Genomic DNA, 13,970 nt, shown 5'->3' with positions numbered 1-13,970 from the left:
CTGCCGCCCCGGTGGGAGCCGTCAGTCCAGTCGGCGCCGGGCTCGCACCTGCGCCTCGTCCGCCGCACGGGCACCCTCCGTCCACCCGGCAGCGTCGCTGACGCCGCGCAGCCGGGTCGTGGTGGTCTCCGGGAACAGGCGCTCCATCCGGTCGGTGACGGCTATGTCCCGGGTGGCCAGGACCGGCAGGAGGTCCTGGGTCACCTGGGTCTCGGCCACGGCGGCGAGCCGGTCGCCGACGCGGTGGGCGTAGGCCGCGAGGAACGACTGCCGGAAGGTCTTGGTGCGCTTGCGTCCGCCCGCCCGCTGCGCCGCCTCCGCCTTGGCCATCGCGTGCGTGGCCTGCACCAGCAGCGAGGTGTAGAGCAGCTCGACCGCCTCCAGGTCCGCCTCGAAACCGACGACCGTGGAGAAGGCGAACGGCTCGTTCCACACCGCACGGCAGTGGTTGGCGCGGGCGACGGCGTCGAGCAGGACGGCCTTGGCCTGCTCGTACGGCGGCTCGACGCCTATCCGGCAGGCGCCGGGGGCGTCCGGCGCGGGCGCGGCGGCGGCGAGCAGCGCCTCGTCCACGCTGTAGCGCGCCGTCAGCTCCTGCGCCTTGGCGGTCAGGGCCTCCGCCTCCTCCGGGTAGGGGGTGGCCTCGGCCTTGGCGAGCAGGGCGCGGATCCGGCCGAGCGTGCGGGACGCCTCGGGGCTCGCGGCACGGCGCGGCTCCTCCAGCGGTTCCAGGGCGGGCAGCCGCAGCAGCAGGCGGTACAGCTCCAGGACGGCCGTGGCGTGCGAGAAGCGGTCGCTGCCGCGCGCGGGCGCGGCCGTGTGCTCGCGGAGGGCGTCGAGCTGCGCGGCCCAGCGGTGCCCGCGCGCTCGGTCCTCACCCGCCTGAGCCTGGATCAGGGCGGCCGCGAGCCGTGTGTGGAGGTCGTCCAGCTCCCGCCGTACGAGCCGTACGACGTCGGCGGGCTGCCAGCCGCGACGCCAGGCCGTGGCGACGAACTCCTCGCCGCGCCGGGCGAGTTCCGCGTCGGCGGCGGGGTCGGCGGCGAGCAGGGAGGCGCCGGTGTCGAGGCCGGAGTCGGTGTCGTCGTAGAGGGCGGCCCGGAAGGCGCGCTCGACGGTGCTGGCAGTGCTGGTCACGCCGTCGATCGTGTCACGCCGGGCCGACAGCCCGCCAAAATTTGTCCACAGCCTGTGGACGGACGACTTCCTTCCGGAAATCCACCCCGAACATGTGTCAACTGCTAGTTGACAGCGAAGGGGTGTCAACTTACGGTTGACACATGGCGACCAACCCCGACATCACGTCATCCGTGCGCCTCGACGACCTCATCGCGGCCATCAAGAAGGTGCACCCCGAACCCCTCGACCAGCTCCAGGACGCGGTGATCGCCGCCGATCACCTCGGTGACGTGGCCGACCATCTGATCGGCCACTTCGTGGACCAGGCCCGGCGCTCGGGCGCGTCCTGGACCGACATCGGCAAGAGCATGGGCGTGACCCGGCAGGCGGCACAGAAGCGGTTCGTCGCGAAGGAGTCGGCGGACCTCGACCTGAGTCAGGGCTTCAGCCGCTACACCCCGCGTGCGCGGGCCGTGGTCATGGCCGCGCACAGCGAGTCCGTCGCGGCCCGCAATCCGGAGGGCCGCCCCGAGCACCTGGTCCTCGGACTGCTGGCCGAGCCGGAGGGTCTGGCCGCGAAGGCGATCGTCGACCAGGGCGTGCTCCTGGACGCCGTACGCCAGGCCGCGACCGCCGCGCTCCCGCCCGAGGCCGAGGAGGTCCCCGACCTCGTCCCCTACGGGCCTGCCGCCAAGAAGGTCCTGGAACTGACCTTCCGCGAGGCGCTCCGCCTCGGCCACAACTACGTCGGCACCGAGCACATCCTGCTCGCTCTGCTGGAGCACGAGAACGGCGAGGGCGTCCTCAGCGGGCTCGGCATCACCAAGGACGCGAGCGAGCAGTACGTGAACCGGGTCCTCGCGGCCGTCCTGGAGCAGAGCACCGCGGCCTCCGCGGCGGCGGAGGCGGCGGTGCACCCGGACGACACGGACGGGGACGCGGCGCGGGGCTGACCGGCTACGGCGGACGGCTCCGCACGGGGACGCCCGCCACCCCGATCCCGTAGGCAGTCCCGTTGTCAGACCCTCCTGGCACACTCGCGTACATGGCCGACCGGTGGGCGCTCGCTCCGGCCGAGGACGGTGGCGTGGACGTCGCCCCCCTCGGTCCGGACGGGCTGGCCGCCGGTCCGGTGCGTCGCGAGAGCGATCTCGCCGAGGCGGTGCGGAGCCGCCCGGAGGTGACGCGCTGGGTGTGGCGGTCGACCGCCGAGGTCTACCCGCGACTGCTCGCCACGGGGGTGCGAGTCGAGCGGTGCTACGACGTCGAGGACGCCGAGACACTCCTGCTGGGCCACGAGGGACGTCACGGCGAGCCGCGCTCGGCCGCCGCGGCCCTGGCCCGCCTCCGGGGCGGCCCCGTGCCACCCGACCCGCCGCACCGCCCGGCGGACCGGGGCGCGCAGTCGTCCCTCTTCGAACCGGCGGCCACCCACATGCCCCTCCAGGACCTCCTGGAGGTCTACGCCGACCAGCACCGAAGACACGACCGCACCGCGCACCCGGACCGGATGCACCTGCTGACCACGGCCGAATCGGCCGGGATGCTGGTGGCGGCCGAGATGAACCGCACGGGCCTGCCCTGGAGCGCCGAGGTCCACCGCGAGGTACTGCGCGACCTGCTCGGCGAGCGGTACGCGGGCGGGGGCGAGCCGCGCCGTCTCGCCGAGCTGGCGGACGAGGTCTCGGCGGCCTTCGGCCACCGGGTGCGCCCCGACCTGCCCGCCGAGGTGGTCAAGGCGTTCGCGAAGGCGGGCATCAAGGTGACCTCCACCCGCCGCTGGGAGCTGCGCTCGGTGGACCACCCGGCGGTGGCACCTCTCCTCGAGTACAAGCGGCTGTACCGCATCTGGGTGGCGCACGGCTGGTCCTGGCTGCGCGACTGGGTGCGCGACGGCCGCTTCCGCCCCGAGTTCCAGGCGGGCGGCACGGTCACCGGCCGCTGGGTGACGAACGGCGGGGGCGCGCTGCAGATCCCCAAGGTGATCCGGCGCGCGGTGGTGGCCGACCCGGGCTGGCGGCTGGTGGTGGCCGACGCCGACCAGATGGAACCCCGCGTCCTGGCGGCGATCTCCCGCGACCCGGCGCTCATGGAGGTGGCCTCCCGCGAGAGCGACCTCTACCAGTCCGTCTCCGACCGTGCCTTCTCCGGCGACCGCGACCAGGCCAAGCTCGCGGTGCTCGGCGCGATGTACGGCCAGACCTCCGGCGACGGGCTGAAGAACCTCGCCGCCCTGCGCCGCCGCTACCCCGCGGCCGTCGCCTACGTGGACGACGCCGCCCGCGCCGGCGAGGAGGGCCGCCTGGTCCGCACCTGGCTCGGCCGCACCTGCCCACCCGCGATGACGTCCCCGGACGCGGCGGAGGAGGCGGGCATCCCCCTCGACGACTCCCCCGCCCACGACGGCGGGGGCGCCCGCGCCCGCGGCCGCTTCACCCGCAACTTCGTCGTGCAGGGCAGCGCCGCCGACTGGACCCTCCTTCTCCTGGCCGCCCTCCGCCGCGCCTGCGCCCCCCTCGCCGCCGAACTGGTCTTCTTCCAGCACGACGAAGTGATCGTCCACTGCCCGGCCGATGAGACGGCCCAGGTCGTCCAGGCGATCCAGGACGCCTCGACCCTGGCGGCCCGCCTCACCTTCGGCGACACCCCGGTCCGCTTCCCGTTCACGACGGCCGCGGTGGAGTGCTACGCGGACGCGAAGTGAGCGGGCGGACACCGCGCCCCCGGAAACGACAGGAACCCCGGGCCGACACCGGCCTGGGGTTCCTGGTACTGAGCCGCTTTCGGGATTCGAACCCGAGACCTACGCATTACGAGTGCGTTGCTCTGGCCATCTGAGCTAAAGCGGCGTGCTGCGCGTGCACCGGGGTGCGTGGCAACGTCGGTAAGTCTACACAGGTTCGAGGGGTGGTCGTACCGGCCCCCGGGCGGGGGCCGGTGAGCCGGGGAGGTCAGGTGCAGCGCTTGCCCTGGGCGGGCGGGGTGCCCTTGAGGAGGTAGGTGTCGATCGCTGAGTCGATGCAGGTGCTGCCGCGGCCGTAGGCGGTGTGGCCGTCGCCCTCGTAGGTCAGGAGGCGGCCCGAGGCGAGCTGGCGGGAGAGGGACTGGGCCCAGCGGTAGGGGGTCGCGGGGTCGCGGGTCGTGCCGACGACCACGATCGGGGCGGCGCCCGCGGCTTCGATGCGGTGCGGGGTGCCAGCGGCCCTGACCGGCCAGTAGGTGCAGTTCAGGGAGGCCCAGGCGAGGCTGGTGCCGAAGATCGGGGACGCCTTGCGGAACTGCGGGACGGCCTTGGCCACCTGGTCCGGGCCGGAGAAGGCGGGCGGGAGGTCCAGGCAGTTCACGGCCGCGTTGGCCATCATGAGGTTGCTGTAGTGGCCCTTGGCGTCGCGCTCGTAGTAGAGGTCGGCCAGAGCCAGCAGTCCCGCGCCGTCGTGCTCGTCCATGGCCGACTTCAGGGCCTCGCGCAGTTGCTCCCACAGGCCCTGGTCGTACATCGCCGCGACCACGCCGATGGTCGCCAGCGACTCGCCCAGCTCGCGGCCGTCCGCGTCGCCCGTCGGAAGGGGGTGGGCGTCGAGCTGCCGGAAGAACGACTGCAGGCGCTGTCCGACCTGGTCCGGGGTGTGGTCCTTGCTGTTCAGCGGGCAGTCGGCCCGCTTCACGCAGTCCCGGGAGAACGCCTGGAAGGCCGTCTCGAAGCCCGTCGTCTGGTCCAGGTTCACCTGGCGGGCGTCCAGGGCGGGGTCGATCGCGCCGTCCAGCACCAGGCGGCCGGTGCGCTGCGGGAACAGCCCGGCGTAGGTCGCGCCCAGCAGCGTGCCGTACGAGGCGCCCACGTAGTTCAGCTTCTTGTCGCCGAGCAGGGCGCGCAGGATGTCCATGTCACGGGCCGCCTCGACGGTGGAGACGTGCCGCAGCAGCCGCGCCGAGTGCGCGCCGCAGCCCTCCGCGAAGCCCTTGTCCGCCGCGACCAGCGCGTCCGTCTCCTCCGGGCTGTCGGGGGTCAGGTCCGTCTCGGTGAAGGCGTCCATCTGACGGCCGTCGAGACACTCGACCGGATCGCTGCGGCCGACCCCGCGCGGGTCCGTGCCGACCATGTCGTACCGGGCGCGGACCTCGGCCGGATAGCCGAGCGCCGCGTACTGCTGGAGGTAGTCGATCGCCGAGCCGCCCGGACCGCCCGGGTTCACCAGCAGGGAGCCGAGCGGCTTCGCCTTGCCGGTGGCCTTCTTGCGGACGACGGCCAGCTTGACGTCGCCGGAGGACGGCTTGTCGTAGTCGAGCGGCGCCTTGAAGGTCGCGCACTGGAAACCGGCGGCGCCGCACGCGCGCCAGCTCAGCCGCTGGGAGTAGTACGGCGCGAGCGCGGCCGGAGTCGCCTTCGGCAGCGGGGGCAGCACCGCGCCCTGGACCGTCCCGGCGGCCGAGGCGTCGGTCGGGCCGGTGGCCGAGCAGGCGGTCAGCAGCAGCGCGGCCGCCGCGAGGAGAGCCGCGGTGGCGCGGGCACGGGTGCCGGCGGTACGGGGCGCGCGCGGCCCCGGGGACAGCGTCCGGGAGAACCGGCGCGGAGAAGGCTCGGTCTGCATCAGGCGAGCGTAACCTTGCGCGACGGTACGGACACGTTGGGTGCCGCGCGTGCCTCGTACGGGGGACGGCGCCGTGTGGCGGTGACCCCCCGCCTCGCGCCCCCGGCTCACCCCGCCCGCAGCGCCATGGTCATCGCCTCCACCGCGAGCAGCGGAGCCACGTTGCGGTCCAGCGCCTCCCGGCACGCGGCGATCGCCTCGATGCGGCGCAAGGTGGACTCGGGGGAGGTGGAGCGGGCGATGCGGTCGAGCGCGTCCTCGGCGTCGGTGTTGGCCAGCGCGATGCGGGAGCCGAGCTGGAGGGCGAGGACGTCGCGGTAGAAGCCGGTGAGGTCGCCGAGGGCCACGTCGAGGCTGTCGCGCTGCGTACGGGTCCTGCGGCGCTTCTGCATGTCCTCCAGGTCCTTCATCACGCCCGCCGTGCCGCGCGGCAGCCGCCCGCCCTGGACCGCGCCGAGCGCCGCCTTGAGCTCCTCGGACTCCTTGCCGTCCATCTCCTCGGCCAGTTGCCTGGCGTCCTCGGCGGCGGCGTCGACCAGCTCCTGGGCGGCCTTGAGGCAGGCTCCGACCTCGCTCAGGCGCAGCGGCAGCCTGAGCACGGCGGCGCGGCGCTCACGGGCCGCCGGGTCGGTGGCCAGACGCCGGGCGCGGTCGACGTGCCCCTGGGTGGCGCGCGCGGCGGCAGCGGCGACCTCGGGCTCGATACCGTCGCGGCGCACCAGCATGTCGGCGACGGCGTCCACGGGGGGCGTGCGCAGGTTCAGGTGGCGGCAGCGGGAGCGGATCGTGGGCAGTACGTCCTCGATGGAGGGCGCGCACAGCAGCCACACCGTGCGGGGGGCGGGCTCCTCGACGGCCTTGAGGACGGCGTTGGCCGACTTCTCGTTCAGCCGTTCGGCGTCTTCCACGAGGATGATCTGCCAGCGGCCGTTCGCCGGGGCGGTGAAGGACTTGCGGACCGTGTCGCGCATGTCCCTGACCAGGATCTCCGCGCCCACTGCGGCCACCGAGGTGACGTCCGCGTGGGTGCCGAGCAGCGCGGTGTGGCAGCCGTCGCAGAAGCCGCAGCCGGGCACGCCGCCGAGGGCGCGGTCGGGGCTCACGCACTGGAGGGCGGCGGCGAAGGCGCGCGCCGCCTGGTTGCGGCCCGCGCCGGGCGGCCCCGTGAACAGCCAGGCGTGGGTCATCCGCGACGACTCCGGAAGCGGCTCGGAGGCGGAGGCGGCCGTGACGAGCGCGTCGGCGTCCCGCGCGGCGCCCTCGAGCACCGCGCCGACCTTCTCCTGCCCGACGAGGTCGTCCCATACGGTCATGGGTCACGCCGCCCTTCCGTCACACCGCGCACGCCGCACCGCGCGGATCCGGCCTCCATTGTGCGGGGGAGCACCGACAACCCCGACAACGAGCGCCGGGCAGGCAGCGGAAAAGGCGGCGCCCCCGAAGCCGTGAAGTGGCTCCGGGGGCGCCGCCCCTGTCCGGTGGACCCGTGCCGCTCAGCGACGGCGGTTGCGGCCGCGCCGCCCCTCGTCCTCGCCACCGGCGCCGTACTCGCGCTCGTCGTACGAGCCGAGCAGTTCGTCCGCCAGCGACGGCAGGTCGTCCAGCGGGGTCTCCTCGGCCCAGTCGGGGCGCGGGCGGCGCGGGCGGCCGTCGGCGTCGAGCTGGGGCATCTCGCGGGTGCTGTCGTCGGCGCCGGACCGCGCGTCGCGGAAGGAGCCGGACGGCACCTGCGGCAGCACGGCCGTCTCGTCCGTGGCGCCCGCCGGGGGCCTCGGCACCTCGGCGGTGACCTCGGCTTCGCGGCGCTCGTCGCGCACCGGGGGCAGCACGGCCGTACGGTCGGCGTCCGGGTCGACGACCGGGGTCGGGACCGTCTCGTCCACCGCGCGGGGCGCGGAGCGCGGCGCGTCGTCCTTGTTCAGTGAGATCACGGGCGTTGGCATGGTCGTCGCCTCCGGGGGCGTGGACCGGTCGGCCGGCCGCGGGGCGCCACGGCGGCGGGCCGCCTCCTGGGCCGCCGCGGCCGCCTCGGCGGCGTGCCGACGGGCCTCCTCGGCGCGCAGCAGGGCCTCCTCGGCCTTGCGCTGCTTCTCCAGGCGCAGGGCCTCGGCCTCGGCACGCAGCCGGGCCTCCTCCTCGGCCTCGCGGCGGCGGCGCTCCTCGTCCGCCCTGCGGCGCGCCTCCTCGGCGGCGCGGGCCTTCTCCTCGGCGAGCAGCCGCTGCCGCTCCTCCTCGGCGCGCCGGTGTGCCTCCTCGGCCCGGCGCCTGGCCTCCTCCGCCTGCCGCTCGGCCTCGCGGCGCTGGGCCTCTTCCAGCTCGCGCCGCTTGCGCTCCTCCTCCTCGGCGCGCAGCCGGGCCAGCGCCTCCTGGCGCTCGCGCTCCTGGCGCTCCTCCTCGGCCTTGCGCGCGGCCTCCTCCTCGGCCTTGCGGCGCGCGTCCTCCTCGGCCTTCTTCCGGGCCTCCTCCTGAGCCTTGATCTCGGCCTCGGAGAGCGGGAGGACGACGTCGAGCCGGTGCCGGATCACGGTGGTGACGGCCTCGGGCTCCTGCCCCGCGTCGACGACCAGATAGCGGCCGGGGTCGGCGGCGGCGAGGGTGAGGAAGCCGGAGCGCACGCGCGCGTGGAACTCGGCGGGCTCCGACTCCAGGCGGTCCGGCGCCTCGGTGAACCGCTCGCGGGCGGTCTCCGGCGGCACGTCGAGCAGCACGGTCAGATGCGGGACCAGTCCATGGGTGGCCCAGCGGTTGATGCGGGCGATCTCGGTCGGGGAGAGATCACGGCCCGCGCCCTGGTAGGCGACGGACGAGTCGATGTAACGGTCCGAGATGACGACCGCGCCGCGCTCCAGGGCGGGCCGTACGACGGTGTCCACGTGCTCGGCGCGGTCGGCCGCGTAGAGCAGGGCCTCCGCGCGGTGGGACAGGCCCGCCGAGGACACGTCGAGCAGGATCGAGCGCAGCCGCTTGCCCACGGGGGTGGCGCCCGGCTCGCGCGTGAGGACGACCTCGTGGCCCTTGCCGCGGATCCACTCGGCGAGCGCCTCGGCCTGGGTGGACTTGCCGGCGCCGTCGCCGCCCTCCAGGGCGATGAAGAATCCGTTCGCCGCGGGGGCCGTCACCGGGTCGTCCCCGCCGAGCAGGGCGTCCTTGAGGTCCTGGCGCAGCGGGATGCCGGAGCGGTCGTCGACCTTGGCGAGGACCAGCACGGCGATCGGCAGCAGCAGCGCGCCGACCAGCATGAGGGTGAACGAGGCGCCGCCGTGCGCGAAGACGAAGCGGCCGCTCTCCAGCCGGTGGCGGCCGATGAGCCCGGCGACCACGGGGGCGATCAGGACGCCGAGCGCCATGAAGACGCGGACCACCGCGTGCAGGTGCTCGGTGATCCGGGCCCGGCGCGACTCCTCGGTCTCCTGGTCGAGCAGCGCGTGCCCGGTGTTCGCGGACACGCCCGCGGCGACACCGGCGAGGGTGACCAGGAGCAGCACCGTGGTGACGTCCGGGACGAGACCCGCGGCCAGCAGGGCGATGCCGGTGACCGCTATGGCCAGCGCGAGGAACCTGCGGCGCGAGAGGGAGGACAGCAGCGCGGGCGCGGTGCGGATGCCGACGCCGACGCCGACGGTCAGGCCGAGCACCAGCAGGCCGTAGAGCACCGGGCCGCCGCCCAGGTCGGTGGCGTGCAGCACGCACACCGAGACGGCGGCGGCGATGGCCCCGGCCACGGCGGCGCACGCGATGACGAGCGGCAGCACGGCACCGGTGCGGCCCTTGTCCACACCGGCGGCGGTGCGCGGACGGCGCAGGCCCTCCAGCGGCGACCGCGCGCGCGGGGTGCGCGTGCCGGGCAGCTTCAGGGCGCTGAGCACGGACAGGGAGGCGGCGAACAGTCCGGCCGCCACGTACGACGCGAGCGCCGCGTGGTGCTGGTCGAACCAGGTGATGCCGGTGGCCAGCAGGTTGTTGAACAGGGAGGCGACGACCAGCGCGGCGGCCGCCAGCGGGACGGCGAGGAAGCCGGTGCGCAGCGCGAGGCGGCGCAGGGCGTCCAGGTGGTCCGGCAGCGGGCGCACGGTCGCGCCCTCGGGCGGCGGGGCGGGCAGCAGCCCGGGGGCCGCGCTCTCGCGGCACACCGTCCACAGCCGCTCGGCCACACCGGTGACGAAGGCGGTGACGAGCAGGACGGCGAGCGCGTTGTCCGGCGTCCAGTCGATCCACAGGGGCGCGACCAGCAGCAGCGCGGCGCGCACGGCGTCGGCGCCGACCATGGTCCAGCGGCGGTCCAGCGGGCCGTCCGGCGCGGTCAGGGTGCTCATCGGGCCGAGCAGGACGGCGCCGAAGAGCAGGGTGGCCAGCACGCGCACCGCGAAGACGACCGCGACGGCGAAGGCCACGCCCCGGTACCCCCCGCCGAAGGCGCTCTGCGACACCGCCGCCTGGAGGACGAGGAGGACCAGCACGAGCAGGGCCAGGGCGTCGCCCGTACCGCTCACGAGGTGTGCGCCGCACAGGCGTCGCAGGTCCGGTCGGCGCAGCAGGGAACGGACGGCGCGTTCGCGGGAATCCGCGACCAGTGCGTCGTCCGGTGCTGGGGTGGGGGCCGTTGGCTGCTCGGCTCGCGTCATGCGTTCAGCCTATCCGCAGCCGCCGACACCCATGCCCTCCTTGCCCCCTCGGTCCCGCTCTGCCCCGGACGTGCACCGGGTGCTCACATCCCGGCGACACGCCGACGCCCCGGCACCGCGCGGGCGGGTACCGGGGCGTGGGGAGAAGCGTCCCCGAGGCTCGTACGGGAGGTGTTCCCGCGGGCTCAGTCCTCCGTGCCGGAGGAGCCGGAGGAGGCCGTCTTCTTGGCGGCCGCGGCGGTCTTCTTCGCCGTGGTCGTCTTCTTGGCCGTCGTCTTCTTCGCCGTCGTCTTCTTGGCGGCGGTCTTCTTCGCCGGGGCGGTCTTCTTGGCGGTGGCCTTCTTCGCCGTCTTCTTGGCGGGGCCCTTGGCCCGCTTCTCGGCGAGCAGTTCGAAGCCGCGCTCCGGGGTGATCTCCTCCACGCTGTCGCCGGAGCGCAGGGTGGCGTTGGTCTCCCCGTCGGTGACGTACGGACCGAAGCGGCCGTCCTTGACCACGACCGGCTTGCCGGAGACCGGGTCCTCGCCCAGTTCCTTCAGCGGGGGCTTGGCGGCGGCCCGGCCACGCTGCTTGGGCTGGGCGTAGATCGCCAGCGCCTCCTCCAGGGTGATCGTGAAGATCTGGTCCTCGGAGGTGAGCGAGCGCGAGTCCGTGCCCTTCTTCAGATACGGGCCGTAGCGGCCGTTCTGCGCGGTGATCTCCACGCCCTCGGCGTCGGTGCCGACCACGCGGGGCAGCGACATCAGCTTCAGGGCGTCGTCGAGGGTGACCGTGTCGAGCGCCATGGACTTGAAGAGGGACGCCGTGCGCGGCTTGACCGCGTTCTTGCCGGTCTTCGGGGTGCCCTCGGGGAGCACCTCGGTGACGTAGGGGCCGTAGCGGCCGTCCTTGGCGATGATCTGGTGGCCGGTGACCGGGTCGGCGCCCAGCTCGAAGTCGCCGCTGGGCTTGGCCAGCAGTTCCTCGGCCAGTTCGACGCTCAGCTCGTCCGGCGCCAGGTCCTCGGGGACGTCGGCGCGCTGGTGCTGCTCGGTGTCCTTCTCGCCCCGCTCGATGTACGGGCCGTAGCGGCCCACGCGCAGCACGATGCCGTCGCCGACAGGGAAGGAGGACACCTCGCGGGCGTCGATCGCGCCGAGGTCGGTGACCAGTTCCTTGAGGCCGCCGAGGTGGTCACCGTCGCCGTTGCCCGCGTCGGCGGCGGCGCCGGAGTCCTCCAGGCCCTCGCCGAAGTAGAAGCGCTTGAGCCACGGCACGGACTGGGCCTCGCCGCGTGCGATGCGGTCGAGGTCGTCCTCCATGCGGGCGGTGAAGTCGTAGTCGACGAGCCGGCCGAAGTGCTTCTCCAGCAGGTTGACCACGGCGAAGGAGAGGAAGGACGGCACCAGGGCCGTGCCCTTCTTGAAGACGTAGCCGCGGTCCAGGATCGTGCCGATGATCGAGGCGTAGGTCGACGGGCGGCCGATCTCGCGCTCTTCCAGCTCCTTGACCAGGGACGCCTCGGTGTAGCGGGCCGGGGCCTTGGTGGCGTGGCCGTCGACCGTGATCGAGTCGGCGGCCAGCGGGTCGCCCTCGGCCACCTGGGGCAGCCGGCGCTCGCGGTCGTCCAGCTCGGCGTTCGGGTCGTCGGCGCCCTCGACGTACGCCTTGAGGAAGCCGTGGAAGGTGATCGTCTTGCCGGAGGCGCTGAACTCCACGTCCCGGCCGTCGGACGAGGTGCCGCCGATCTTGACGGTGACGCTGTTGCCGACCGCGTCCTTCATCTGGGAGGCGACGGTGCGCTTCCAGATCAGCTCGTACAGCTTGAACTGGTCGCCGGTCAGACCGGTCTCGGCGGGCGTGCGGAAGCGGTCGCCGGAGGGGCGGATCGCCTCGTGCGCCTCCTGGGCGTTCTTGACCTTGCCCGCGTAGGTCCGCGGCTGCGGCGGGAGGTAGTCGGCGCCGTACAGGTGGGTGACCTGCGCACGAGCCGCGGCGACAGCGGTGTCGCTGAGCGTCGTGGAGTCGGTGCGCATGTAGGTGATGTAGCCGTTCTCGTACAGCTTCTGGGCGACCTGCATGGTCGCCTTCGCGCCGAAGCCGAGCTTGCGGCTGGCCTCCTGCTGCAGCGTGGTCGTACGGAACGGGGCGTACGGCGAGCGGCGGTACGGCTTGGACTCGACCGAGCGCACGGAGAACCGGGTGGTCTCCAGGGCGGCGGCGAGCGCGCGGGCGTTCGCCTCGTCCAGGTGGAGGGTGTTCGGGCTCTTGAGCTGCCCGAGGGAGTCGAAGTCGCGGCCCTGCGCGATCCGGCGGCCGTCGACCGTCTGGAGGCGAGCGACCAGGGACGACGGGTCCGAGGGGTCACCGGCGCGGCCGGTGGCGAAGGTGCCGGTCAGGTCCCAGTACTCGGCGGAGCGGAAGGCGATGCGGTCGCGCTCGCGCTCGACGATGAGCCGGGTGGCCACCGACTGGACGCGGCCCGCCGACAGCTTCGGCATGACCTTCTTCCACAGGACCGGCGAGACCTCGTAACCGTAGAGGCGGTCGAGGATGCGGCGGGTCTCCTGGGCGTCGACCAGCTTCTTGTTCAGCTCGCGCGGGTTGGCGACGGCCTCGCGGATCGCGTCCTTGGTGATCTCGTGGAAGACCATCCGCTTGACGGGGATCTTCGGCTTGAGGACTTCCTGGAGGTGCCAGGCGATGGCCTCGCCCTCGCGGTCCTCATCGGTGGCGAGGAAGAGCTCGACGGAGTCCTTCATCAGGTCCCGGAGCTTCTTTACCTGTGCCTTCTTGTCCGCGTTGATGACATAGATCGGCGCGAAGTCGTGGTCCACGTCCACACCGAGGCGGCGGACCTCACCGGTGTACTTCTCCGGCACCTCCGCGGCGCCGCTGGGAAGGTCCCGGATGTGCCCGACGCTCGCCTCGACTACGTAGCCGGGGCCGAGGTAACCCTTGATCGTCTTCGCCTTGGCAGGCGACTCGACGATGACGAGTCGGCGGCCGCCCTGTGCGGTCTCGCTGGTCGGGGACAACTTCGCTCTTCTCTCCGGTCGACGCTGTGGCCTCCCCAGGGCCTTGGTCCCGGGGTCGCGGCGTGCTTCTGGCACGTGTGACGCTGCGGAGTGTGACGGTACATCCCGCCCCCGTGTCAAACGGGAAAAGCCCACAACGGCCACTCGAACGGTAACCCGACTACCGGTATTCCTGCCGCCCGGAGTGCCCGGCAGGTCCATGGCCCGCGTCCGGAGCGCGACGCTCCGCCCCGGATGTCACAGACGGGTGAGGCAGTACGCGGCGAGTCCGAGCGCCACGGCTCCACCGGCTCCGGCGAGGCTCGCCGACAGGGTCTGCCCGACCCCCTGGGCCACCGGCTCCCCCCGGCGTACCCGGACCCCGGTCCACACCAGCAGACCTCCTCCGAACAGCGCGAACACCACTCCCGCGAACACCGCCGGACCGCTCTCCATGCCCCGCCCGCCCCTCTCTTCCCCGCTTCGGCCTGCTTCGGCGCGGGGAGCGTGCCACGGGCGATCGACAGGGGGGCGACATCCGGGTGAACGGCCGGCTCCGCCCGGCCGGGGCGAGGTCGGGGGCGCGTCTTTCCGGCCGTTCTCCCGCCGTTTCCGGCGCGCGGCACGGAGTCTCCGGCGTACGG

The 13,970-nt window shown here is 73.7% G+C and carries 8 protein-coding genes and 1 tRNA gene; 2 read left to right on the top strand and 7 right to left on the bottom strand.

Annotation, left to right across the window (positions count from 1 at the left end; translation table 11 throughout):
* Positions 1 to 21 precede the first annotated feature (21 nt).
* Entirely contained in the window at positions 22 to 1,137 is a 1,116-nt protein-coding gene (locus ACWEEU_RS04020; protein WP_385749185.1) for a DUF2786 domain-containing protein, read from the bottom strand.
* Between the two features lie 143 nt (positions 1,138 to 1,280).
* Between ACWEEU_RS04020 and ACWEEU_RS04015 the strand changes: the two genes are divergently transcribed.
* Both ACWEEU_RS04015 and ACWEEU_RS04010 read left to right on the top strand, forming a co-directional pair.
* Positions 1,281 to 2,072, top strand: a complete 792-nt coding sequence (locus ACWEEU_RS04015) for a Clp protease N-terminal domain-containing protein (protein WP_451728184.1) — start codon at positions 1,281 to 1,283, stop codon at positions 2,070 to 2,072.
* Between the two features lie 92 nt (positions 2,073 to 2,164).
* Positions 2,165 to 3,823 (top strand): bifunctional 3'-5' exonuclease/DNA polymerase, encoded by a 1,659-nt coding sequence (locus ACWEEU_RS04010; RefSeq protein WP_451728181.1) that lies wholly within the window; start codon positions 2,165 to 2,167, stop codon positions 3,821 to 3,823.
* A 71-nt stretch (positions 3,824 to 3,894) separates the two neighbouring features.
* On the opposite strand, the gene ACWEEU_RS04005 is transcribed toward ACWEEU_RS04010, so the two are convergent.
* The 6 genes from ACWEEU_RS04005 to ACWEEU_RS03980 all read right to left on the bottom strand — a co-directional run bounded on the left by ACWEEU_RS04005 (position 3,895) and on the right by ACWEEU_RS03980 (position 13,782).
* Positions 3,895 to 3,968 (bottom strand) — tRNA-Thr (locus ACWEEU_RS04005).
* A 102-nt stretch (positions 3,969 to 4,070) separates the two neighbouring features.
* A complete protein-coding gene (locus tag ACWEEU_RS04000) occupies positions 4,071 to 5,708 on the bottom strand; it encodes an alpha/beta hydrolase (protein WP_451728178.1) in 1,638 nt (545 codons plus the stop codon).
* 107 nt (positions 5,709 to 5,815) lie between these two features.
* Complete coding sequence (locus ACWEEU_RS03995) at positions 5,816 to 7,021, bottom strand: DNA polymerase III subunit delta' (protein WP_385749176.1); 1,206 nt, start codon at positions 7,019 to 7,021, stop codon at positions 5,816 to 5,818.
* 180 nt (positions 7,022 to 7,201) lie between these two features.
* On the bottom strand, positions 7,202 to 10,330 hold the full coding sequence (gene tmk, locus ACWEEU_RS03990; protein ID WP_451728174.1) for a dTMP kinase: 3,129 nt from the start codon (positions 10,328 to 10,330) through the stop codon (positions 7,202 to 7,204).
* Positions 10,331 to 10,515: 185 nt separating this feature from the next.
* Positions 10,516 to 13,347 carry a type I DNA topoisomerase gene (topA, locus tag ACWEEU_RS03985; RefSeq protein WP_385749318.1) on the bottom strand — a complete coding sequence of 944 codons (2,832 nt, stop codon included), beginning with the start codon at positions 13,345 to 13,347 and terminating at the stop codon, positions 10,516 to 10,518.
* Between the two features lie 237 nt (positions 13,348 to 13,584).
* A complete protein-coding gene (locus tag ACWEEU_RS03980) occupies positions 13,585 to 13,782 on the bottom strand; it encodes a hypothetical protein (protein WP_385749320.1) in 198 nt (65 codons plus the stop codon).
* Positions 13,783 to 13,970: the final 188 nt, after the last annotated feature.

The organism is Streptomyces sp. NPDC005004 (genome assembly GCF_053600675.1).
This window is presented reverse-complemented; position numbering and strand designations above follow the sequence as displayed.